The sequence below is a fragment of the Altererythrobacter litoralis genome, from assembly GCF_036324225.1.
Lineage (GTDB): Bacteria > Pseudomonadota > Alphaproteobacteria > Sphingomonadales > Sphingomonadaceae > Erythrobacter > Erythrobacter litoralis_A.
The window spans coordinates 154858-176303 of sequence record NZ_JAZDQV010000006.1 but is presented as its reverse complement, the minus strand read 5'-3'; the positions used below and the strand labels follow the sequence as shown (position 1 = coordinate 176303).

Here is a 21446-nt window from a genome sequence, read left to right as displayed (position 1 = left end):
GCCCACACGTTCATGTCCGCCATCTGCATCGCCGCAACCGTCATCTTCTGGCTGCCGCAATGAGTCCTGAGCCTAGAGTGCTTCGCCCGCGGCTACCCCGCTGGCCCAGGCCCACTGGAAATTGTAGCCACCCAGCCAGCCAGTCACGTCGACCGCCTCGCCGATCGCATAGAGCCCGGGAATCCGTTTCGATTCCATTGTCTTGGAAGATAATTCCGCGGTCGAAATGCCGCCGACGGTTACTTCCGCCTTGGCAAAGCCTTCGCTGCCATTGGGGTGGAAACTCCATCGGGCAAGTCGCACTGCGGCCGCCAGCAAGGCCTTGTCAGGCGTGTTGCCCAGCTCTGTGTGGATGCCGATTTTCTCCGCAAGAATATCCGCCAACCGGTCAGGTAGCGCTTCCCGCAGCAGCGATTTGAGCGTTGCGCGCGGGGTTTCGCGCTTGCGCTCCACCAGCCAGTCGGCCGGGCGACCCGGCACGAAATCGATGCTCACCTCGTCACCCGGGCGCCAATAGGAGCTGACCTGCAGGATCGCCGGGCCGGACAAGCCACGATGGGTGAAGAGTGCGGCTTCGGCAAAGCTTGTTTTGTTGGCGGTCGCCACGACCGGCGCCGATACGCCGGAGATTTCGCGGAACAGCACTTCTTCTCCGCCCAGCGTCAGCGGGACGAGGGCAGGGCGAGGTTCGACCACTTTCAGCCTGAACTGTCGGGCGAGGTCATAGGCATATCCGGTCGCGCCCATCTTGGGGATCGAAGGGCCCCCGGTGGCGATCACAAGGCTTGCGGCGGTCGCGATCTGTCCGTTGGCCATGACGGCAAATCGCCCTGCATCGTGCTCGACAGCTGTCACCTCGGCATTGCAGCGCACTTCGACGCCACCTTTCGCGCATTCGGCCAGCAGCATATCGACGATCTGCTGCGCCGAACCGTCGCAGAACAGCTGTCCCAGCGTCTTTTCGTGCCAGGCGATGCCGTAACTATCGACGAGCTCGATGAAATCACGCGGCGTGTATCGCGCGAGCGCGCTCTTCGCGAAATGCGGATTGGCGCTGAGGTAGTTCGCCGGGCTCGCGCCGATATTGGTGAAATTGCAGCGCCCGCCGCCTGAGATGAGGATCTTCTTGCCCGGCTTCTCCCCCTTTTCGAGCACCAGAACGCGCCTGCCGCGCTGCCCCGCGCGCGCGGCGCACATCAGCCCGGCCGCGCCCGCGCCCAGCACAATCGCATCGTAGGTGTCAGCCATGAGTCATGCAGCCTGCGCCGCATCCTTCGATCCGCGGCTGGCGATGAAATAGAGGCCAGTTCCGGTCACCAGCAATACGCCGAACATCGACCATGCCTGCTGATCGGCATGACTGGCGATCCAGGCCGAAGCCACGAAAGCAAGCAAGGCAACTACCGCGTGCAGCGGATTGGCCCTGCCTTCACTGTGCTCGATCATAGGCACCGCAGCCGCGGTGATTGCATAGGTGAGCAACCGCGTGAGAGTGCTTGCTGCAGCGAGTGCGGCAAAGCCTGCCCAAACCGAAAACAGCGCCGCGGCCACGCCGTAGAACACTATCGAGTTCGCAGGTGTAAGGAAGCGCGGGCTAACCTGTCGGAACCAGCTGGGGAGCATGCCTTGTTCTGCCATGCCATATGCCACGCGCGGCACGACGATCAGGCTGGCAAAATTGTTCGCCGCGATCGAGAACCCGGCTCCGACAACGATCACCAGTGCGCCCCATTGGCCTAGTGCCAGCTCAGCAGCCCCTGCCAGCGCATTTTCGTTCGCGCCTTCTTCGGGGCCGATGGTGAGATAGGCCCAGATCACCAGTGCATAGAGCAGGGTCACGCCTGCCAGCACCGTCACAAGTACGCGCGGAATGTCGCGCTTGGGGTTGCGGCCTTCGCCTGCGGGCACCGTCACCCCTTCAAAGCCGATGAACGCGTAGAACAGCAGCAGCACGACCGATTCGATTTGGCTGAACTGCGGCAGGACAATGGCGGGAGAGGTAAATCCGCCGAAAATCGCCGCGCCGATGATGAGGGCAAGTGGCAGCAATTTGAGCGCGGTCAGGCCACCAAGCGCATTGACCGAACTGCGCATGCTCAGCAGGTTGATCGCGGTGAAGATCAGTATGGTGAGAACCACCACTACGGTTGTCACCAGCGGCGTTTCGAGCGCGGGAGAGAGCGCCGCGAAATAGGCCACCATTACGTGTGTGTTCGCCGCCAGTGCGATGATGCCTGAGGCATATCGTCCCCAGCCGGCCTGGAACCCGGCGAAGTTGCCGAATGCTGCCTTACCGTAAAGCACCGGGCCGCCGCTGCCGTCGAAGCGCTTGGCGAGCCAGGCGAAGGTCAGCGCCAGCGGCAGGAACATTATTCCGCCCAGCAGCATCATCCACGGCGCGAAACTGCCGACGTAAGCGACGAGGACTGCTGGCAGGGCGAATATCCCCGATCCGATCATCCCGTTGATCTGGAACAGCGAACTGCCCCAGAAACCGACCGTGCGCGGCGGTGCTATCGTCTTGTCCATCAATTCCCCCAAATGAGCCGCTACGCTGCCCGTAAAGCGGAACAAGCGCAAGCAATTGAGATTGTTCGTGCCTCCGCCTATCTCTGCCACCATGTCTCGCAGCAAGGCCGGATCACCGCACAACCCCAGAGGTGCCGAACGCTTCCATGAGGAGCAGGCGACCTATACCGTCGCCAGCGCGCAGCCCGATCTGGAAGCCGGGATCGCCGCAATCCGCGAGACGGTGAAGACGCTCAAGCCGGTTCCCGGCGTCTATCGCATGCTCGATGCGCGCGGCGACGTGCTCTATGTCGGCAAGGCGCGGGCGCTGAAGAACCGCGTCGCCAATTACACGCAGGTGCAGGGGCTGACCAACCGCCTGCTGCGCATGGTCAGCCAGACCCGCGGCATGGAAATCGTCACCACCAATTCGGAGGCGGAGGCGCTGCTGCTCGAAGCGCAACTGGTCAAGCGCTTCCGCCCGCCGTTCAACGTCCATTTGCGTGACGACAAGAGCTTCCCCTTCATCCTGCTGCGCGCAGAGCACGACTTCCCGCGCATCATGAAGCATCGCGGCGCGCGCAAGGCGAAGGGCAATTACTACGGCCCCTTCGCCAGTGCGGGTAGCGTCAACACCACGATCAACGCGTTGCAGAAACTGTTCCTGCTGAGGAGCTGCACCGACAGCTTCTTCAGCCGCCGCGACCGGCCCTGCCTGCTGTACCAGATCAAGCGTTGCAGCGCGCCCTGCGTCGGCCGGATCGGCGAGGCGGACTATGCCGCGCTGGTCGACCAGGCGAAGGACTTCCTTTCGGGCAAGTCTTCGGCTGTGCAGGCCGATCTTGAGCGCCAGATGGCGGAGGCTGCCGAAGCGCTGGACTTCGAGACGGCCGCGATCCTGCGCGACCGGCTGCGCGCGGCGACCTTCATCCAGGGTTCGCAGGCGATCCACGCACAGGGGCTCGGCGATGCGGATGTTTTCGCGCTTGCGGCCAAGGGCGGCCATGTCGGCATCCAGGCCTTCTTCATCCGTGGGGGCCAGAACTGGGGCCATCGCGCCTTCTTCCCGACCCACACGAAGGATGTCGAGGAAGAGCAGGTGCTCGCCGATGTGATCCTGCAATTCTATGAGGAGGTGCCGCCGCCGCCGACAGTGCTGGTCGACCGCGAACTTCCCGAAGCCGAGCTGATCGAGCAGGCACTCAGCGAGCTTGCCGGGCGCAAAGTTGCGATTTCGGTCCCGCAGCGCGGCGAGCGGCGCAAACTGATGCAGCAGGCGGAACGCAATGCGGGCGAGGCGCTCGACCGGCGGCTGGCGGAAAGCGGCACCAAGGCCAAGGTGTTGCGCGACCTGGCCGAATTCTTCGAGCTCGACGGGGCGCCCCAGCGGATCGAAGTATACGACAACAGCCATATCCAGGGCGCCAAGGCGGTTGGCGCCATGGTTGTCGCGGGGCCGGACGGCTTCCTCAAGAACCAGTACCGCAAGTTCAACATCCGCGAAGCCCAGACCAATGACGATTTCGGCATGATGCGCGAAGTGATGCGGCGACGCTTCAGTCGCGCGATGGAGGAAGACCCGGAGCGGGAAGGCGGAACATGGCCCGACCTCGTCCTGATCGATGGTGGCAAGGGCCAGATGTCTTCGGTGCGCGACACGCTGGAGGAACTGGGGATCGAGGACGTGCCGCTGATCGCCATCGCCAAGGGGCCGCACCACGGGCGCGAGGGGAGGGAAGTGTTCCACTTCCCCGACGGGCGCGAGAAGACGCTGCCGGTCAATTCGCCGCTTCTGTTCTACCTTCAGAACCTGCGCGACGAGGTGCACCGCTATGTCATCGGCGCGCACCGGGCGAAGCGAAGCCGCGCGATTTCCGCCTCACCGCTCGACGAGATCCCCGGCATCGGCCCGGCTCGCAAACGTGCGCTGCTGCTGCATTTCGGCACGGCGAGCAAGGTCCGCGCCGCCGCGCTGGAAGACCTGCAACGCGCACCAGGCGTTTCCGACGCGGTTGCCCGCAAGATTTACGATTTCTACCACGCGGGCGGGTGAGGGCATCTAGCCCGCCATCCGTCGGATAGTCCGGGCAGTTGCCCTTTGCGCATCAAGCCGCTAGGCGCGCCGCGGGGGCTTTCACAAGGAAAGCAAAATGAGATTAGGCAAGACTTTTGCAGTGCTTGCCCTGCTTGCGGCAGGGCTTGCGGCCTGCAACTCACCCACTACTGAAACCGCTCTGGCACCGGCCACTTCGCAGAACGGCGTCACCCTGATCATTCGCTTCGAAGCGAGCGATAAAGGACTCGCTGAGCTCAAGAGCATTCTTGACGGCGTTTCCGACGCGATGAAGAGCGAAGCGGGTTTCGTTTCGGCCAAGGTCTATCGCAATATCGACGAGCCCAATATCTTCGTGCTCGAGGAAGTCTGGACCACCAAGGAACTTCACTTCGAACATTTTGACCGGATCAACCAGTCGGGCGACTGGGCGCACATCGAGAGCCTGCTCGTGGCAGAGCCGCAGATGGGCTATTACTCGCTCGACGCAGCGGGCGCGGAATAAGCGCGAACTGGCAATAGCGCGGCGCGGCGGGGATTTGCTCCTGCCGTGCCGATGCACCGGCTATTGTACTGCGCGCGGGTGTCGAGAAGTTAAGCTTCGGTCCTGCGTCGCACCCGGCATTGGACGCCAGCCAACCATATATTGGTCGAAATTAGGGCAATAGGCGGCGGAGGATATCGACCGGCGCTAGTCGATGCCGCTGGCGATTGCTCGGGAAGAGCAATAACCTTCGCTACGAATCCCGACTCCGCAAGGGATAAGACCTGCGATGGCAATCACTGGCAGTTGGTGGGCAGAGGATGGCAAGACGCTCCTGACGCAGCTCGGGAGCAGCGAACGCGGGCTTGCGAGTGAACAGGCAGCGGCACGCAATTCCCGCCATTTGCGGACGGTCAGCTGCCTCGCGCTAGCATCCCCCGCTCAACCCAGGTCGAATGGACCCCGCTGCTGATCTTGTGCGGAAGGGCGAGGCGGGCGATCGGCCCCCTGGTCACGTCGCTGGCATCGAGGATCGCGAGTTCGCTGGTGCTGCTGTTCTCGTCGATCAGGAAGGTCACGAGGTAAGCGTCGTCCTCTGAAGTCGCTCCCTCTCTCGGTACAACCGGACTCTCGCTGGCATAGACTCCGTCAGGCAGCGTGTAGACCTGCTCTTCGCCGGTTTCGGTGTCATGCCGGCAGTATCCGTTGAACAGGAACCAGCCCGGCCTGGTCGTGGTCGACCAGACGTAGCGCGATTTCTTCATCAGATATTCCGGGTTGATCATCCCGAATTCGACGATCCGGTCGGACAGGCGCTCTTCGCGCGTTTCGCCCGTCTTCAAATTGAAGCGCCAGCGGTGCAGGCGGCACTGGAAGCTGTGCTCGTCGACATAGGCCATCATATGCGCATAGCGGCCATGCTCCTGCAGTGGCTGCGGCATGGGGCATGACTGGTGATAGCCCTCCAGCACCACCTCGTCGCCTTCTGACCCAGAGACCTCATATGCATTCGTCCAGTGCAGCACATAGGTCGGCTCGGCCTCGAACCAGCGGATCTCCTCCGGCTGGCCATGGCGCGGGATCAATGCGAAGCGCGAAGGCAGCCCTTCGTGCAATCGCGCCGCATGGATGTCGCGCTTCAGCGCCTCGGCGTCCCAGAACAGCGGCATGTCGTTGAGGATCGACCAGTTCCGGGTGACTGCCATGTCATGCGGCAGGCGAGGGCCGGGCAAGGGAATGGGGACGTAATGCACCAGCTTTCCCGCGCGATCGACCACGCCATAATGCATGTAGGGGGCGTGGACCGAATAGTTGAAGAACATCAGTTCGCCGGTCTGCTCGTCCACCTTCGGATGCGCGGAAACCCCGTCCAATGGGCCCCACGGCGCCTTGCCGAGATTCTCCAGCGTCTCAGGATCGAGCATCCACGCTTCGCCGCATTGGTAGAAGGTGGCATAGGCGACGCCTGCATGCACCACGATGTCGGTGCTGCCAGTGTCCTTCAGCCCGCCATGCGCGCCGAAGCCGGGACGCTTCGATGTGCCCGGAGGGTCCATCAACCCGCCCCAGAGTGATTGGCCCGCGATCTGCTCTTCCGCGAAGCAATGCGTGCGCACGAAGCGGTTGCGATAGCTTGCCTTGCTACCCGAAATGCTGACCTGGTGCACCATCGCATCGCCATCGAAGGGGTGATAGCGGCCCAGCGGCTGGTGCACCGGGTTCTCCGTGTTGCGCAGGTAAATGCCGTCAATATCCGCGGGGATTTCACCCTCGATCACTTCCAGCTCGTCGACATCGACCTCTTCAAGGCAAGGGGTCCACGGACCGGAAAGGTAAGGGTGGTTCGAAGGCTCGAGCGTTTGCCGCACAGGCGGCAGGCGGGTGATCTGCATGGCTTACCTCTCCAGCGCAGAGAGTAGCGCGATACGGCCACAGCTCAATGCATTCCTTTCCCGCGGCGTCAAAACCTCAGGCAATCAAATATTTAGTGGAACGGGACGGCAGAAGTGGCGTAGAATTCCTGAATCAGCGGGATTAACCTGCGACGCGGGTCGAAATTGATCGTGATCAATGTAACAATGCGTGGAACGCGTAGGTTACATGTTATAGGGAAGTGGTTCGCCGAAGCGAAAGGAGAGACGCGCCATGAAATCGATCCTGCTCCATATCAACGATGACTCGGGGCTTGAGGCCCGCACACAGGCTGCGCTCGACCTTGCGCGCGCATTCGGCGGGCACATCACCTGCCTGCAGGCGGTGACTTACGAGATTTTCGCGCCGGGCGATTTCTATGGTTCGGCCATGGCGGCCGCGATGCCGGTGATCCGCGAGAATGCCGAGGCTTTGCGCAAGGAAGTCGAAGCTGACCTCTCGAACGAAGATGTTCCGTGGGAGTATATCTTGCAGTTCGGCATGGCTGAAAGCCGCCTGATGGAGAAGTCGGCGATCAACGATGTCGTCGTGCTCGGCCCCAACGATATTGGCGATGAAGGCCCGCGCCCCTCGCGCATGGTGGGTGATTTACTGCTGCATTCGCGCACACCCGTGCTGGTGGTGCCGAAGGACCAGAAGCGCGTCGACTGGAGCGGGCCAGCCTTCGTGGCCTGGAACGGCTCGACCGAAGCCTGCGTCGCACTGCGCGCGGCGCTGCCGCTGCTGGCCAAGGCGAGCAAGGTCTATCTCGCATCGGTGGCGGAAAAGAAGCCGCGCGAACGGCATGACCTTCCGCCGGTAGAGGGCGCCGAATACCTGAGCCGCCACGGCATCCAGGCGGAACTCGTCGAAATCCCGCAAGGCGACGAGTCTGTCGCCGAGACGCTGGTCGACGCCGCTTCGATCCGCCACTGCAGCTATATGGTGATGGGCGCCTATGGCCACTCGCGGCTGGCGGAATTCCTGGTCGGCGGGGTTACGCGCAATGCGCTGACGGATCCGAAGCTACCGATCCTGCTCGCGCATTGATTCAGGCCTTGGGCGCGCGCCGCCGCATCATGCCTTCCTGAGCCACGCTGGCGACCAGTTCGCCAGCGCGGTTGAAGATCCGCCCGCGGTTGAAGCCGCGCCCGCCGCCGCTCCACGGAGCATCCGTGGCGTAGAGCAGCCATTCGTCAGCGCGGGCAGGGCGGTGGAACCAGATCGCATGGTCGAGGCTGGCGCCGACCAGTTCGCCGCGCATCCAGCTGAGGCCATGCGGCAGCGCGCTGGTGCCCAGCAGCGTGAAATCGCTCGCATAGGCGATGATGGCGCGGTGCAACGCCGGATCGTCGGGCAGCGGTGCAGCGGCTCTGAACCAGCTATGTGCACAAGGCTGGCGCGGCTCCGAATTCATCCAGTGCAGCTTGTCCGTGGTGCGCATTTCGATCGGGCGCGGGCGCAGCATCATCGCGCGTGCCGTGCCGCTGATCCCAGCCTTCTCGGCATATTCGTGGCGCAGTTCCATGTCGCTGCGCAAATCTTCCGGCCCGGGCACGTCAGGCATGGTGTAATCATCATGCTCAAGTCCCGGCTCGGGCAGTTGGAAGCTGGCCGTGAGGTTCAGGATCGGGCGGCTGGTGCCGTCTTCCTCCATCTGGCTGGCGACGACACGGCGGTTGGCAAAGCTGCGCCCGTCGAAATCGGCGGCGACTTCGTAGCTGATCGGCGGGCCTTCCTTGCCTCCGCGCAGGAAATAGGCGTGGAGCGAATGCGCTTCCTTCCCGTCCCCGACGGTCGCTTGCGCCGCCTGCAGCGCCTGCGCGATCACCTGCCCGCCGAACACGCGGCCAACGCCGCCCTTCTGCGGCTTGCCAGTGAAATGCATCGGAGCGCCGGGCTCTACGGTGAGGAGCCGGACCAGCCCGGCAACCAGCCGTTCGGGGGTGGGGGGATCGGAAGGTGCGTCTGCCATGGCGCTTCCATTGCGGCGCGCGTGAGCGAAGGTCAACGCGGCAAATTTGAGAGGGATGCAATTACTTCCCTACCGCTTCGCTACTTGAGGGAGTCTTTGTCTGCCCTATCGCTTCGCTACTTGAGGGCAAAGAAAACCCCGCCCGGCGCAGTGCCGAGCGGGGCTCTCCAGTCCCGTCAATGTGGGTATGCGATTACATCGCGTGACCGCCAGCCAGCGCCGCGAGCAGCAGCAGCGCGACGATGTTGGTGATCTTGATCATCGGGTTCACGGCCGGGCCCGCGGTGTCCTTGTAGGGGTCACCCACGGTGTCGCCGGTCACCGCGGCCTTATGGGCTTCCGAGCCCTTGCCGCCGTGATTGCCGTCTTCGATGTACTTCTTGGCGTTGTCCCAGGCACCGCCGCCGGCCGTCATCGACAGCGCGACGAACAGGCCGCCGACGATCACGCCGAGCAGCAGAGCGCCGAGCGCCGCGAAGCCGTTGGCTTCACCCGCGATCGCGGCGATCACGAAGTACACCACGATCGGCGCAAGCACCGGAAGCAGCGACGGGATGATCATTTCCTTGATCGCGGCCTTGGTCACCAGGTCGACGGTGCGAGCATAGTCCGGCTTCGACTCATAGGTCATGATGCCGGGGTTGTTCTTGAACTGGTCGCGCACGTCGATCACCACGTCGCCAGCGGCGCGGCCCACGGCGGTCATGCCCATCGCACCGAAAAGGTACGGGAGCAGAGCGCCGAGCAGCAGGCCGACGATGACGTAGGGATTTTCAAGGCTGAAATCGACCGTCAGGTCCGGGAAGAACTCGCGAAGGTCGGTGGTGTAAGCAGCGAACAGCACCAGCGCGGCGAGGCCGGCCGAACCGATCGCGTAACCCTTGGTCACGGCCTTGGTGGTGTTGCCCACGGCGTCGAGCAGGTCGGTCTTTTCGCGGACGCTGTCGTCCAGACCGGCCATTTCGGCGATGCCGCCGGCATTGTCGGTGACAGGACCATAGGCGTCGAGTGCCACGACCATGCCAGCCAGCGCCAACATGGCGGTCGCAGCATAGGCGATGCCGATCAGGCCAGCGAGCTGGTAAGCGATTACGATGCCCGCCACGATGACCAGAGTGGGCAGCGCGGTCGCTTCAAGCGAAATGGCGAGGCCCTGGATCACATTGGTGCCGTGGCCCGTTTCCGAAGCCTTGGCGATCGAGCGGACCGGACGGAAGCCCGTGCCGGTGTAATACTCGGTGATCCAGATGATCAGGCCGGTGATGACCAGGCCCAGCAGCGCACACCAGAACAGGTCCATGCCGGTGAAGGTGGTGCCGGTTTCGCCCACGGTAATGCTGGTGGCGAGGCCGCCCAGTGCGATGTCGGTCGAGAACCAGATCGCCGGGATCGCCAGAACTGCGCTGACAAGGAAGCCCTTGTACATCGCGCCCATCACATTGGTGCCGCCGCCGAGGCGGACGAAATAGGTGCCGATGATCGAAGTGACGATGCAGACGCCGCCGATCAGCAGCGGAAGCGCCATCAGGTTCGGCAGCAGGTCGCCTGCGCCCTTCAGCAGCAGCGCGGTCAGCACCATGGTGGCGCCGACGGTAACGACATAGGTTTCGAACAGGTCGGCAGCCATGCCGGCGCAGTCGCCCACATTGTCGCCCACGTTGTCGGCGATCACTGCCGGGTTGCGCGGATCGTCTTCGGGGATGCCCGCCTCGACCTTGCCGACGAGGTCGGCGCCGACGTCGGCAGCCTTGGTGAAGATGCCGCCGCCAAGGCGTGCGAAGATCGAGATCAGCGATGCGCCGAAGGCGAGGGCAACGAGGCCGTCGACCACGGTGCGGTCTTCACCGCCGACGGTGTAGCCGCCGGGGCCGGTGAGGTACCAGTAGAAAACTGCGATCGCGAGCAGCGCGAGGCCGGCCACGAGCAGGCCGGTGATTGCGCCGGCGCGGAAAGCGAGCGTCAGGCCCTGTTGCAGCCCTTCGCTCGCAGCCTGCGCGGTGCGGACGTTCGAGCGCACCGAGATGTTCATCCCGATGAAGCCCGCGACGCCCGACAGGATCGCGCCGATCACGAAGCCGGTGGCCGAAACGGTGCCGAGGAAATAGGCGACCAGCACAGCAACCGCCACGCCGACGATGGCGATGGTGGTGTACTGGCGCTTCAGGTAGGCTTGGGCGCCTTCCTGGATCGCCGCAGCGATTTCCTGCATCTTTGCGTTCCCGGCGTCTGCGCCGAGAACCTGGCGGCTGGTGACGAAGCCGTACACGATGGCCAATAGTCCCAACCCAATTGAAATGAGAATCAGGTCCACCAAAAGTCCCCTCTTTTATGCGTGGAATTGCAGCCCTGCGGACGCAGGACCTGTTTGTGGCGGAGGCTATAGGGCCTGTGTTGCATGTGACAAGGGGCGAATCGGCCTAGGCCGTCGCTGTCACCAATTTGCAGAGGGAACTCAGTGCCGGTAGCCGAGCCCGTCCTGCAGAGTCATTGGCTTGCCATCGACCAACAGCGCGCTCGTACCTCCGGTAGCGACTGTGCCGATCCGGGTCGCCTCCACCGGCAATGCGGTGTCGGCAGGTGCAGTGAAGAGCAGTTCGTAGTCGTCGCCCCAGCGCACGCAATCCTCGCGCCGTGCAGGGTCGGCCACCGGAAAGTGTGCACTATCCAGCGCCAGCGTCACGGCGCTGGCTTCGCCCAGCCGCCAGGCGTCGACCAGCAGCCCGTCTGAGACATCCATCATCGCGCTGACATGCGGGGCGAGGGCGCGGCCTTCGGCGAGCAATGGGCGCGGGCGGGAATAGGCTTCGCCATATGCGCCAGCGCCACGGCCTTGCTCGAAGCCGAGCATGGCGCGGCCGAGCGTTCCCGTGACATAGACCGCATCGCCTGGCTCCGCTCCGCGCCGGTCCGGCACAGGGACATGTGTTGCACGGCCAATCGCGGTAAGGCCGAAGGCGCGCGCGCCTTCGCTGCGGCCCGCGCCCCGGATCGTGTCACCGCCGAGCAGCGGCACGTTATAGGCGCGCAGGACTTCTCCCAACCCTTCGAGGAAGCGCTCATCGCCTTCGCCCAGCATATGGCCGAGCAGCACGCCGATGGGCTCAGCGCCCTTTGCAGCGAGATCGGACAGGTTCACGGCGACCAGCTTCCACGCCACATCGGCCATGTCTGCCCCATCCGGGAAATGCGTCCCCTCCGCCATCATGTCATGCGTGATGACCAGCGTTTCGCCGCCTATGGGAAGCACTGCGCAATCATCTTCCAGCCCACGTGCCGCGGGGTGGAGCAAAAGCTTCCTGAGCGCCTCGATAAATTTGGCTTCACTCGTCATGCTGAACTCGTTTCAGCATCCATTGTGCCATCCAAACCGATCTTCGCAATTGGAGAGATGGACCCTGAAACAAGTTCAGGGTGACGGAACTGAGAGAAAATCAGTTCCTGACTTCCTTTGCCAGCGCGTCGAGAATGCCGTTGACGAACTTGGCTTCGCGGTCGTCGAAGAAGGCCTTCGCCACATCGACATATTCGTCGATCGCGGTCGCGGTGGGGACATCGGCGCGGGCGACCAGTTCATAGGCCCCGCTGCGCAGGATCTGCAGCATGGTCTTGTCGAGCCGCGCAAGCGTCCAGCCTTCGGCCAACTTGCCGGCGAGCAGCCCGTCGATCTCTTCGCGGCGCGCATCAACGCCCGCCACAAGGTCGTCGAAGAAATCGACTTCGGCTTCGGCATATTGATCGTCGTCGATTTCCATTCCCAACCGGTGCTGGTGGAACTCGTTGAGCAGCCGCGCCAGCGCGGTGCCTTCCATCTGCTGCTGGTAAAGCGCCTGGACGGCGGCAAGCCGCGCGGCGGAGCGTGCTTGCGAGCGGGGGATATTCATTTGAGCCTCAATTCAACGGATTTCGCGTGCGCGGGCAGGCCTTCGGCATGGGCGAGCGCGACCGCGGCCGGGCCGACCCGTCCGAGCGAAGCCTCGTCGAGCGCGATGAAGCTGGTGCGCTTCATGAAATCGAGCACCGAAAGCCCGCTGGCGAAACGCGCGCGCCGGCCTGTCGGCAAGACATGGTTGGGGCCAGCGACATAGTCCCCGATCGCCTCGGGGGTCATCCGGCCCAGGAACACGCTGCCGGCATGGCGGATCGCGCCGAGCAGCGGTTCGGGCTCGGCCACCGCCAGTTCGACGTGCTCCGCCGCCAGCCGGTTCGCCAGCGGCGCGGCTTCGGCCAGCGTCTCGACCACGATGATCGCGCCATTGTCCTGCCAACTGGCAGTGGCGGTTTCAGTGGTTGCAAGCTCGGCCAGCTGCGCTTCGACCTGCACTGCGACCTTGTCGGCAAAACCGGAATCGTCGGTGATCAGGATCGATTGCGACGTGGGGTCATGCTCGGCCTGGCTCAGCAGGTCGGCGGCGATCCAGTCGGCGCGGTTGTCGCCATCGGCGATCACCAGGATTTCGCTGGGCCCGGCGACCATGTCGATGCCGACCACGCCGTAGAGCTGGCGCTTGGCTTCCGCGACCCAGGCATTGCCCGGGCCGGTAATCACATCGACCGGTCGGATGCGGTCAGTACCATAGGCGAGTGCCGCAATGGCCTGCGCGCCGCCGACACGCCAGATCTCGTCGACGCCCGCGATATGCGCCGCGGCAAGCACGAGCGGGTTGGTCTTGCCGTGCGGAGTGGGGGTCACGACCACCAGCCGCTCGACGCCCGCCACCTTGGCCGGGATCGCATTCATCAGCAGCGAGGAGGGATAGGCAGCCCTGCCGCCCGGCACATAAAGCCCGGCAGCATCGACCGGCCGCCAGATCGCGCCCTGGCGCACGCCTGCGGCATCGGTGAAGTCACGGTTCGCGGGCAACTGGTCGCGGTGATAGGCGCGGATGCGTTCGGCCGCGAGTTCGAGCGCGTCGCGCAGATCGGTGTCGAGCGCGTCATAGGCGGCGCGGCAGGCTTCCGCCGAAATGTTCCAGTCGGCTTCCTCGGCCAGCGTATAGCTGTCGAAACGCTGCGAATATTCGGCCAGGGCGGCATCGCCGCGCGCCTTCACATCGGCGAGGATCGCTGCGACTTGTCCCGAAACGTCGCTGTCGCTTTCGCGGCGCGCATCGACCAGCGCGTCGAAGCGCGCGGCAAAATCGGCGTCGGAGGTGGCGAGCCGCAACATCAGGCGCTTGCCCCTTCCTCGGTCACGCGGCGGAAGGCTGCGACCAGTTCGGCGACGCGCGGATCGGTCTTGAGCGCAGCGCGGTTCACGATCAGCCGCGCCGAAATGTCGAGGATGCGGTCGGTCTCGACCAGCCCATTGTCCTTGAGGGTGCGCCCGGTCGAAACGAGGTCGACGATCTGCCGCGCCAGGCCCAGCGACGGGGCAAGCTCCATCGCGCCGTTGAGCTTGACGCATTCGGCCTGCACGCCCTTGGCTTCGAAGTGGCGGCGGGTCAGGTTCGGATATTTGGTCGCCACGCGAAGGTGGCTGGCGCTGCGGGCAGGGCCCTCGCTGCCGACCGGCACCGCCACCGACAGGCGGCAGTGGCCGATATCGAGATCGACCGGGGCATAGAGATCGGCGTAGTCGAATTCCTCGATCACGTCGGACCCGACGATGCCGACCTGCGCCGCGCCGTGTGCGACAAAGGTTGCGACGTCGAAGGCGCGCACGCGGATCAGCCGCATGTCGGGGCGGCTGGTGGCAAAGCTCAGCGCGCGGTTGCCCTTGTCGTGGAACGCGTCTTCCGGCACCACTCCGGCACGCGCCATCACAGGCAGCGCTTCGTCGAGAATGCGCCCCTTCGGAATGGCGAAGGTCAGCTGAGAGGCCACGGTGTCTGTCATTGCGCCGCGGCACTTAAGGATTAGCCGCGGAAAGGGCAATGCAAATGGACGATGCGGGCAAGAAGCCAAAGTATGAGCTCGTCGATATGGGCGTGACCGGGGAAGATGCGGTGCGCACCGCCTTCGCCAACCAGGTCGCCTATTGCGAAGCCAATGGCGCGCCGATCACCGCGCGGGTTTGCGCGGCGATCATGGCTGAGGTCGAGAGCGACCAGCAGGGCGCACTGCTCGAACGCGTGCGGCGCTGGCAGGGCGCGCCGCTGGCCGATGCGCTGCCGCTGCGCCTTGCAGGCGGAATCCACGCGCTGCAACTGGCGGGCGAGGTGCCGGAGCTTGCCCCGATCTATCGCGGAGTGCCTGCCGACGATGCAGCGATCATCGCCGAAGTGATAAGCGGTTACGAGGCGCAGCTGATGCGATGGCTCGACGGCCCGCCGCAGACGAACGAAGCAGGGCGATCGAGCAATTTCATCGCAGCGTTGCTGTGGCTGGAGGATCGGGGCCTTCCGGCGCGCTTCGAGTGCCTGGAGATCGGTTCGAGCGCGGGAATCAATTTGATGATCGACCGCTATCGTTACGATCTGGGCGGAGTCCTCGTCGGGCCGGACGAGGCTGCGATGCGCTTTGCTCCCGAATGGAAGGGGCCGCCGCCGCCGGATCACGCGTTTGCCTTCGTCTCGCTCAAGGGCTGCGACGTCGCGCCGGTCGATCTGACCGATCCGGCGCAGGCGCTGCGGCTCAAGGCCTATATCTGGCCCGAGCACACAATCCGCTTCGAGAGGATGGAAGCGGCGATTGCGGCGGCGAAGCAGCGCGCGCCCGACCTCGTGAAGATGAACGCGGCGGATTTCGTCGAGGCCGAGCTGGCGAAGCCGCAGGCCCCCGGCACCACGCGCGTGCTGATGCATTCGATCGTGTGGCAATATGTGCCCGAGGACCAGCAGGCGCGGGTAATTGCCGCGATGGAGGCCGCTGGCGCGCGCGCCACGCCCGATGTGCCGCTGGCCTGGGTGGCGCTCGAGGCGAACCGCACGGTCCACCGCCACGAATTGCGCGTGCGCTTTTGGCCCGGCGGCGAGGAGGAAGTGCTGCTCGCCCGCGCGCATGCGCATGGGGCCGACATCGAATGGAAGGCCGGTTAGGCCTCAGGCAGTCCGCGCGAGGAACTCTTCCATCGCGGCATTGACCTTGTCGGGGGCCTGCCATGGGATGAAGTGGCCGCAACCTTCGACCCTGATCAGAGTCAGGTTTTCGACATGCTCGTCCAGCCCTTCGATATTCCCGGGTGTGAGTGCGTGGTCGTCCATCGCCCAGATCACCAGCGTGGGAATCGTTAGCCTCGGCACCCTTGGCAGCTTGGCGTCAGGCGGAATTTCCAGCGGAGCCTTGGCCGGGGGCACTGCCAGAGGGGTTGCCCGATACCAATTGAGCATGCCGATCGCGGCCTCTCCGTCGCTCCAGTCGGCGAGCGTGGCGGCGCGCTCTTCCGGATCATCCTGCGGCAAGGCACCGGTTGCGTTTGAGGTCCCTCCAATCAGTGCCATGAGGCCATGCTCGCGGATCTCGTCATCGCGCGAAGTGTCGCGATAGATCCGCATATACTGCCCCGCCGTTCGCTGCTTTTCGTCGGTCCACAGGAGCTTGGCGTAAATCACTGGATGAGCCGCATTGGCGAGGATGGCGCGTTCGACCCGCGTGCCTTGCCCGCGCATGGCAATTGCCCAGGCCAGCGCTCCGCCCCAATCGTGCCCCACGATGGTGAACTTCTCGACGCCCAGTGCATCGGCCAGAAGGAAGATGTCGCCGATCAGCTTGTCCGGCGTGTAGGATTCGACGCCTTGCGGCTTGGACGATCCGCGATAGCCGCGCTGGTCGGGCACGATGCAGCGATAGATGCCGGAGAAATGGGCGATCTGGTGGCGCCATGTGCGATGGCTTTCAGGGAAGCCGTGAAGGAAGATCAGCGCCGGTGCATTGCGGGGGCCTTCGTCGACCACATCAAGCTCGATACCATCGGCGAGCGTGACCCGCTTTTGGCGCAATTTCACCCCTCGGCTTCCATTCTCTCGATATAGCCCGCTGCGACCATGGCGGCGATCTGGTCGAACAGCTGGTCGGGAGTGCGGCGCATCTCGCCCATCGCCTTTTCCATGCCTTCGGCGACGATGATTTCGCGCTCGCCGCCTGCCACCGCATCCACCATAGTCTTCGCGGCGTCTGCGGGGGCGATGCCTTCCTCAATGGCCTTGTCGCTTCGCCCGCGCTTGGTGCCGTCGGCAGTCAGCGCGTTGCGGCTGACATCGGTAGCGATCGAGCCGGGGAAAATCACATGAACGCTCACGCCCTTCTGGCTCAGTTCAGCACGCAAGGCATCGGCATATCCCGCCAGCCCGAACTTGGCCGCGCAATAGGCGGTGCGCATCGGAACGCCGACCTTGCCCGCGATCGAGGAAATGAACAGCAACGCGCCCGATCCGCGCTCGGCCATGTGGGCGATCAACCCCTGCGTGAAGGCGATCTGCGCTGTCAGGTCTATGTCGATGATCTCGCGATAGACGCTCATGTCGGTCTTGAGCGCCGGGCTGCGTTGCGACACGCCCGCATTAGCGACTGCGACATCGACATGGCCTTTCCATGCCAGGGCCTTCGCGGTCGCCTCGGCCAGCGCCGCATCGTCGCGTACGTCAAAGGGGAGCAGCAGCGTTTCGCCGCAATCCCTGGCCACTTCCGCAAGGCGCGCCTCGTCGCGTCCCGACAGCGCCAGACGCGCGCCGCGGCTCGCCCATTCGCGCGCCAGTGCCGCGCCGACCCCTGAGGATGCGCCCGTGATCCACACTACCTTGCCGTTGAAATCCATGCTGCTCGCTCTCCCTTATGGCGGATTTTCAGTCGCTGCGCGTCAGTGGTTGCGCAGGTATCGGGATCCACTCGTCCTCGTCACCCGGCACTTTTGGGAATCGCCCGACATCCCAGTCCTCGCGGGCCTGCCGGATGCGGTCGCGGCTGGAGCTCACGAAGTTCCACCATGCATGGCGCGGAGTGGTGAAAGCCTCTCCGCCAAGCAGCATGATCCGCCCGCCGCGTTCGCTCGAAAGGGTCATGTTGCGGCCGGGGGCAAGCACGGACAATTCGTAAAGCCCGAGCGCCTGCCCGTCGACCGAGGCTTCGCCGCCCACCAGCATCACTGCGCGTTCGTCGGCGCTGATCTCGATCGGCAGCGAACCTGACGGCGCGAGCACGATCTCGGCATAGATCGTGTCGGCATAGGTGGTGGTTGGCGCACGCTTGCCCCAAAGCTCGCCCATGATGACCACAGCCTTGGCGCATTGGTCTTCGACGATGGGCAGGTCTTTGACTGCCTCGAACGCCGGGTCGATCTCCTCGCGCCCGTCGGGCAGCGCCAGCCAGGTCTGCATGCCGTAGAGTTTCGGCCCGCCCGCGCGTTCCTCGGCAGGGCTGCGTTCCGAATGGACGATGCCGCTGCCTGCAGTCATCAGATTCACCTGGCCGGGGCGGATGGTGGAGAAGCTGCCCAGGCTGTCGCGGTGGTCGATCGCGCCTTCAAACAGCCAGGTGACAGTCGCCAAATTGATATGCGGGTGCGGGCGCACGTCCATGCCCTTGCCGATATCGAGCTGGCCGGGGCCGAATTCGTCGACGAAAATGAAGGGGCCAACCATCGTCCGCTCACGCTTCGGCAAAACGCGCCAGACCTCGAATTGCCCGAGGTCATGCGTGGTTGGCGTGATGATTTGCTCGATCATGTCACTCTCCAGGAGCAGAAGCCCTTATCGCCATGGCATGCACACGATGGCCCGGGATGTCGCCCAGCGCGGCATTGACCATGCGCTGGCGCTGCAGCCGCGACACGCCCGCGAAGGCCGCGCTTTCGATCATCACAGTGAAATGGGATTCGCCGCTGCCGTCATCGCCCGAATGGCCATGATGCTTCGCGCTATCGTTGATTACGTCGAGCTGCGTGGGCGCAAAGGCCGCGCGCAGCAAGTTTTCGATTTCCTGTGCTACCGGTATGCTCATCGGGTGAATTTGGGGGTTCCTTTTCGATCTGTCCATGCCCATCCTAATGCGAGTGACGCAATCAAGGTTCCATGGGCGGTATGAAGACAGCGGGCGGGTGTGCGAACATCCGGCCTGCAGGGAAGCGGGCGAGTTCCGCGCGCCCGGCTATCGCCCCAGCGGTTTCGACGGACCCGGCGAATATCGCTGGTTTTGCCTGGAGCATGTGCGCGAATTCAATTCGGACTACGACTGGTTCGAAGGCATGAGCGCGGAGGAAATCCTCGATGCGCAATCGCCTGCCAGCGGATGGCGCACCGAAAGCCCGAGTTTCCGCCCGACTGCAGGCGTCGACGGCATGCCGCGCTGGGCCGATTACGATGATCCGCTCGATGCGATCAGCGCGCGGGCCAATGGGATCAAAAGCCGCACCCAGCGCGAAGCGCAAATGGCCATGGACGGGCGCTTCAGCCGGGAAGAGGCGCGCGCGCTCGACACCATGGGGCTGGGGCTCGACACCGACCGCAAGCGGCTGCGCCAGCGCTATTCGGAACTGGTGCGGCGCTATCACCCCGATCGCAATGGCGGTGACCGCAAGTTCGAAAGCCGCCTCAACAGCGTGGTCGAAGCCTATCAATTGCTTCGGAAAAGCAGGGTGTTCGCCTGAGCACTGGAAACGCTACTCACTTCTGCCGGAACGCCCAGCGCAGCGTTTTGCCCATGCCCCATGTCGCCGCACGGGCAGGCAGGGCGCCTATTCCCGGGCGGTTGAGCCCCAGCATCGGGCGGGCAAAGGCGGGCAACATTTCGACCGCATCGGCACCCAGCAATGCCTGCAGTCCCGGCGGAGTGCCCGGCGAGCGCTGAGTCAGCACCAGTTGCGCCACTTCGCGCGCCTCGGCGGAGGTGCGCAGGTCGGCGCGCATCTCGCGGAACAGCTCTTCGGCATCGTTGCGGCTCTCAGGCACCGGATCGGCGCCGAGCGCACGCGCGACCAGCGCGAACTGGCGGTAGTATTCGTCTTGCTGGTGGCCGGGCATGTAGGGGTGCACATGACGCTTGTATCCAGCGAGGAAGCTGCTCGCTTCGGTGACATGCACCCAAGCCAGCGTGCGCGGATTGGTGGCGGAATAGAGCGAACCGTCTGGCAGAGCGCCGGTGACCTTCGCATGGATGCGGTTGACCCGTTCGATCGCCTTTTGCGCATCGTCTCTGTGGCCGAAAGTCGTCACCGCGATGAAGCGCGCGGTGCGGCGCAGGCGCCCGTGCATGTCCTCGCGGAAATTCGAATGGTCGAGAACGCCCTGCAGCGCCTCGGGGTGGAGCATTTGCAGCAGCAGTGCGCGAATGCCGCCCACCATCATCCCAACGATATCGGCATGAACCATGCGGATCGGCGAATCGCGTTCGAACAGCGCCTCGTCCGAGATCGGCACCGGTTCCTGACCACTGGCGGTGTCGTTGAACACGCCGCGCACACGCTCAACCAACCGCTGGCGAAGTTTCTCGATTGGATCGGGCGAAGGCATGATGCGACAATATAGCGTGCACAGCCCTAATGAAAATGTTGGCGGCTGGGTGCTTGCAGCCTTGCGTGTGCCGGTCTAGGCGTTCGCTCACCATGGCAAGCTTGATGCAAACCGAATACGACGGCTCGGGCAAGACGCTCTTCCCCGAGCCTGACACCACGATCGACGTGCGCGACACGTTCGGTATCGATATCGACTGGCAGGTCCCCGCCTTCAGCCTGGCCGACGAGCGCGTGCCCGATCTCGACAAGAACTACGTGTTCGATCCGGACACCACGCTCGCGATCCTGGCGGGCTTTGCCTACAACCGCCGCGTGATGGTGCAGGGCTATCACGGCACCGGCAAGTCGACCCATATCGAACAGGTCGCCGCGCGCCTCAAATGGCCCAGCGTACGCGTCAACCTCGATGCGCATATCAGCCGCATCGACCTCGTCGGCCGCGACGCGATCGTGCTGCGCGACGGCTTGCAGGTTACCGAATTCAAGGAAGGCATCCTGCCATGGGCGCTGCAGCACGCCGTGGCGTTGACCTTCGACGAATATGACGCCGGCCGGCCGGACGTGATGTTCGTGATCCAGCGCGTGCTCGAAACCGAAGGTCGGCTTACCTTGCTCGACCAGAACAAGGTGATCACGCCCAACAAGTTCTTCCGCCTGTTCGCCACCACCAACACGGTGGGCCTTGGCGACACCAGCGGCCTCTATCACGGCACGCAGGCGATCAACCAGGCGCAGATGGACCGTTGGAACATCGTGGTCGCGCTCAACTACCTTCCCGCCGAGACGGAGCAGGCGATCGTCAAGACCAAGAGCCCCGACACAGACGACAAGACCATCGCCAACATGGTCAAGGTGGCCGATCTCACCCGCCAGGGCTTCATGAACGGCGATATCTCGACCGTGATGAGCCCGCGTACGGTGTTGACCTGGGCCCAGAACGCCGAGATCTTCAAATCGATCGGCTTCGCTTTCCGCCTGAGCTTCCTCAACAAGTGCGACGAGGCGGAGCGCACGCTGGTGAGCGAGTATTACCAGCGCGTGTTCAACGAAGACCTGCCCGAAAGCGCGGCGAAGAAGGTCTGATCGGCGAGGTGCGAGCGAAATTTCCGCTCGCCTTCGCTGTATTAATTCG

Annotated in this window: 20 protein-coding genes; 6 read left to right on the top strand and 14 right to left on the bottom strand. The window is 64.1% G+C overall.

All coding sequences use genetic code 11. From position 1 onward, the window contains the following. Nucleotides 1-72: 72 nt before the first annotated feature. Together VRS74_RS08170 and VRS74_RS08165 are read right to left on the bottom strand one after the other, a co-directional pair. Complete coding sequence (locus VRS74_RS08170) at nt 73-1248, bottom strand: BaiN/RdsA family NAD(P)/FAD-dependent oxidoreductase (RefSeq protein WP_354144752.1); 1176 nt, start codon at nt 1246-1248, stop codon at nt 73-75. A gap of 3 nt (nt 1249-1251) precedes the next feature. Then, nucleotides 1252-2529, bottom strand: a complete 1278-nt coding sequence (locus tag VRS74_RS08165; RefSeq protein ID WP_354144751.1) for an APC family permease — start codon at nt 2527-2529, stop codon at nt 1252-1254. A 91-nt stretch (nt 2530-2620) separates the two neighbouring features. On the opposite strand from VRS74_RS08165, the gene uvrC reads away from it, so the two are divergent. Together uvrC and VRS74_RS08155 are read left to right on the top strand one after the other, a co-directional pair. Further along, nucleotides 2621-4561: an excinuclease ABC subunit UvrC gene (gene uvrC, locus VRS74_RS08160; RefSeq protein WP_354144750.1), complete on the top strand. Its 1941-nt coding sequence runs from the start codon at nt 2621-2623 to the stop codon at nt 4559-4561. Between the two features lie 97 nt (nt 4562-4658). Continuing rightward, the gene (locus VRS74_RS08155; RefSeq protein ID WP_354144749.1) at nt 4659-5066 is read left to right on the top strand and encodes a putative quinol monooxygenase; all 408 of its coding nucleotides are present in this window, start codon (nt 4659-4661) and stop codon (nt 5064-5066) included. 392 nt (nt 5067-5458) lie between these two features. Here the strand turns inward: VRS74_RS08155 and VRS74_RS08150 are convergent, their stop codons facing one another. Continuing rightward, nucleotides 5459-6937, bottom strand: coding sequence for a carotenoid oxygenase family protein (locus tag VRS74_RS08150; protein WP_354144748.1), 1479 nt, complete (start codon nt 6935-6937; stop codon nt 5459-5461). 253 nt (nt 6938-7190) lie between these two features. Here VRS74_RS08150 and VRS74_RS08145 point away from each other — a divergent pair, with 253 nt between their 5' ends. Then, a complete protein-coding gene (locus VRS74_RS08145; RefSeq protein ID WP_354144747.1) occupies nt 7191-8006 on the top strand; it encodes a universal stress protein in 816 nt (271 codons plus the stop codon). 1 nt (nt 8007) lies between these two features. Here the strand turns inward: VRS74_RS08145 and VRS74_RS08140 are convergent, their stop codons facing one another. The 6 genes from VRS74_RS08140 to hisG form a co-directional block, all read right to left on the bottom strand. Further along, nucleotides 8008-8931 (bottom strand): acyl-CoA thioesterase, encoded by a 924-nt coding sequence (locus VRS74_RS08140; RefSeq protein WP_354144746.1) that lies wholly within the window; start codon nt 8929-8931, stop codon nt 8008-8010. Nucleotides 8932-9124: 193 nt separating this feature from the next. Then, on the bottom strand, nt 9125-11242 hold the full coding sequence (locus tag VRS74_RS08135; RefSeq protein WP_354144745.1) for a sodium-translocating pyrophosphatase: 2118 nt from the start codon (nt 11240-11242) through the stop codon (nt 9125-9127). Between the two features lie 141 nt (nt 11243-11383). Beyond that, entirely contained in the window at nt 11384-12262 is an 879-nt protein-coding gene (thiL, locus tag VRS74_RS08130; RefSeq protein WP_354144744.1) for a thiamine-phosphate kinase, read from the bottom strand. Between the two features lie 100 nt (nt 12263-12362). Further along, complete coding sequence (nusB, locus tag VRS74_RS08125; protein WP_354144743.1) at nt 12363-12812, bottom strand: transcription antitermination factor NusB; 450 nt, start codon at nt 12810-12812, stop codon at nt 12363-12365. Next, complete coding sequence (hisD, locus tag VRS74_RS08120; protein ID WP_354144742.1) at nt 12809-14098, bottom strand: histidinol dehydrogenase; 1290 nt, start codon at nt 14096-14098, stop codon at nt 12809-12811. Before hisD ends, nusB begins: the two co-directional genes overlap by 4 nt. Next, nucleotides 14098-14766: an ATP phosphoribosyltransferase gene (gene hisG, locus VRS74_RS08115; RefSeq protein WP_354144741.1), complete on the bottom strand. Its 669-nt coding sequence runs from the start codon at nt 14764-14766 to the stop codon at nt 14098-14100. The genes hisD and hisG overlap by 1 nt, the downstream gene beginning before the upstream one ends. Before the next feature lie 38 nt (nt 14767-14804). Between hisG and VRS74_RS08110 the strand changes: the two genes are divergently transcribed. Continuing rightward, nucleotides 14805-15908, top strand: coding sequence for a DUF2332 domain-containing protein (locus VRS74_RS08110; RefSeq protein WP_354144740.1), 1104 nt, complete (start codon nt 14805-14807; stop codon nt 15906-15908). Between the two features lie 3 nt (nt 15909-15911). Here VRS74_RS08110 and VRS74_RS08105 read toward each other — a convergent pair whose 3' ends face one another. From VRS74_RS08105 to VRS74_RS08090, 4 genes are read right to left on the bottom strand one after another with little or no spacing between them, the layout of a single operon-like run. Then, nucleotides 15912-16808 carry an alpha/beta fold hydrolase gene (locus VRS74_RS08105; protein ID WP_354144761.1) on the bottom strand — a complete coding sequence of 299 codons (897 nt, stop codon included), beginning with the start codon at nt 16806-16808 and terminating at the stop codon, nt 15912-15914. Between the two features lie 2 nt (nt 16809-16810). After that, nucleotides 16811-17623 carry an SDR family NAD(P)-dependent oxidoreductase gene (locus VRS74_RS08100; protein ID WP_354144739.1) on the bottom strand — a complete coding sequence of 271 codons (813 nt, stop codon included), beginning with the start codon at nt 17621-17623 and terminating at the stop codon, nt 16811-16813. A 28-nt stretch (nt 17624-17651) separates the two neighbouring features. Beyond that, a complete protein-coding gene (locus VRS74_RS08095) occupies nt 17652-18530 on the bottom strand; it encodes a pirin family protein (protein WP_354144738.1) in 879 nt (292 codons plus the stop codon). Between the two features lies 1 nt (nt 18531). Next, nucleotides 18532-18804, bottom strand: a complete 273-nt coding sequence (locus tag VRS74_RS08090) for a BolA family protein (RefSeq protein WP_354144737.1) — start codon at nt 18802-18804, stop codon at nt 18532-18534. A gap of 52 nt (nt 18805-18856) precedes the next feature. Between VRS74_RS08090 and VRS74_RS08085 the strand changes: the two genes are divergently transcribed. Then, nucleotides 18857-19450: a J domain-containing protein gene (locus VRS74_RS08085; RefSeq protein WP_354144736.1), complete on the top strand. Its 594-nt coding sequence runs from the start codon at nt 18857-18859 to the stop codon at nt 19448-19450. A 16-nt stretch (nt 19451-19466) separates the two neighbouring features. On the opposite strand, the gene VRS74_RS08080 is transcribed toward VRS74_RS08085, so the two are convergent. Beyond that, nucleotides 19467-20312: an oxygenase MpaB family protein gene (locus VRS74_RS08080; RefSeq protein WP_354144735.1), complete on the bottom strand. Its 846-nt coding sequence runs from the start codon at nt 20310-20312 to the stop codon at nt 19467-19469. A gap of 92 nt (nt 20313-20404) precedes the next feature. On the opposite strand from VRS74_RS08080, the gene cobS reads away from it, so the two are divergent. Further along, nucleotides 20405-21397, top strand: coding sequence for a cobaltochelatase subunit CobS (cobS, locus tag VRS74_RS08075; RefSeq protein WP_354144734.1), 993 nt, complete (start codon nt 20405-20407; stop codon nt 21395-21397). Nucleotides 21398-21446 lie beyond the last annotated feature (49 nt).

What these genes read in the sequence shown, in the direction of transcription:
- VRS74_RS08170 (WP_354144752.1), bottom strand. Translation starts at nt 1,248, where the DNA reads ATGGCTGACACCTACGATGCGATTGTGCTGGGCGCGGGCGCGGCCGGG.
- VRS74_RS08165 (WP_354144751.1), bottom strand. Translation starts at nt 2,529, where the DNA reads ATGGACAAGACGATAGCACCGCCGCGCACGGTCGGTTTCTGGGGCAGT.
- uvrC (WP_354144750.1), top strand. Translation starts at nt 2,621, where the DNA reads ATGTCTCGCAGCAAGGCCGGATCACCGCACAACCCCAGAGGTGCCGAA.
- VRS74_RS08155 (WP_354144749.1), top strand. Translation starts at nt 4,659, where the DNA reads ATGAGATTAGGCAAGACTTTTGCAGTGCTTGCCCTGCTTGCGGCAGGG.
- VRS74_RS08150 (WP_354144748.1), bottom strand. Translation starts at nt 6,937, where the DNA reads ATGCAGATCACCCGCCTGCCGCCTGTGCGGCAAACGCTCGAGCCTTCG.
- VRS74_RS08145 (WP_354144747.1), top strand. Translation starts at nt 7,191, where the DNA reads ATGAAATCGATCCTGCTCCATATCAACGATGACTCGGGGCTTGAGGCC.
- VRS74_RS08140 (WP_354144746.1), bottom strand. Translation starts at nt 8,931, where the DNA reads ATGGCAGACGCACCTTCCGATCCCCCCACCCCCGAACGGCTGGTTGCC.
- thiL (WP_354144744.1), bottom strand. Translation starts at nt 12,262, where the DNA reads ATGACGAGTGAAGCCAAATTTATCGAGGCGCTCAGGAAGCTTTTGCTC.
- nusB (WP_354144743.1), bottom strand. Translation starts at nt 12,812, where the DNA reads ATGAATATCCCCCGCTCGCAAGCACGCTCCGCCGCGCGGCTTGCCGCC.
- hisD (WP_354144742.1), bottom strand. Translation starts at nt 14,098, where the DNA reads ATGTTGCGGCTCGCCACCTCCGACGCCGATTTTGCCGCGCGCTTCGAC.
- hisG (WP_354144741.1), bottom strand. Translation starts at nt 14,766, where the DNA reads ATGACAGACACCGTGGCCTCTCAGCTGACCTTCGCCATTCCGAAGGGG.
- VRS74_RS08110 (WP_354144740.1), top strand. Translation starts at nt 14,805, where the DNA reads ATGCAAATGGACGATGCGGGCAAGAAGCCAAAGTATGAGCTCGTCGAT.
- VRS74_RS08100 (WP_354144739.1), bottom strand. Translation starts at nt 17,623, where the DNA reads ATGGATTTCAACGGCAAGGTAGTGTGGATCACGGGCGCATCCTCAGGG.
- VRS74_RS08095 (WP_354144738.1), bottom strand. Translation starts at nt 18,530, where the DNA reads ATGATCGAGCAAATCATCACGCCAACCACGCATGACCTCGGGCAATTC.
- VRS74_RS08090 (WP_354144737.1), bottom strand. Translation starts at nt 18,804, where the DNA reads ATGAGCATACCGGTAGCACAGGAAATCGAAAACTTGCTGCGCGCGGCC.
- VRS74_RS08080 (WP_354144735.1), bottom strand. Translation starts at nt 20,312, where the DNA reads ATGCCTTCGCCCGATCCAATCGAGAAACTTCGCCAGCGGTTGGTTGAG.
- cobS (WP_354144734.1), top strand. Translation starts at nt 20,405, where the DNA reads ATGGCAAGCTTGATGCAAACCGAATACGACGGCTCGGGCAAGACGCTC.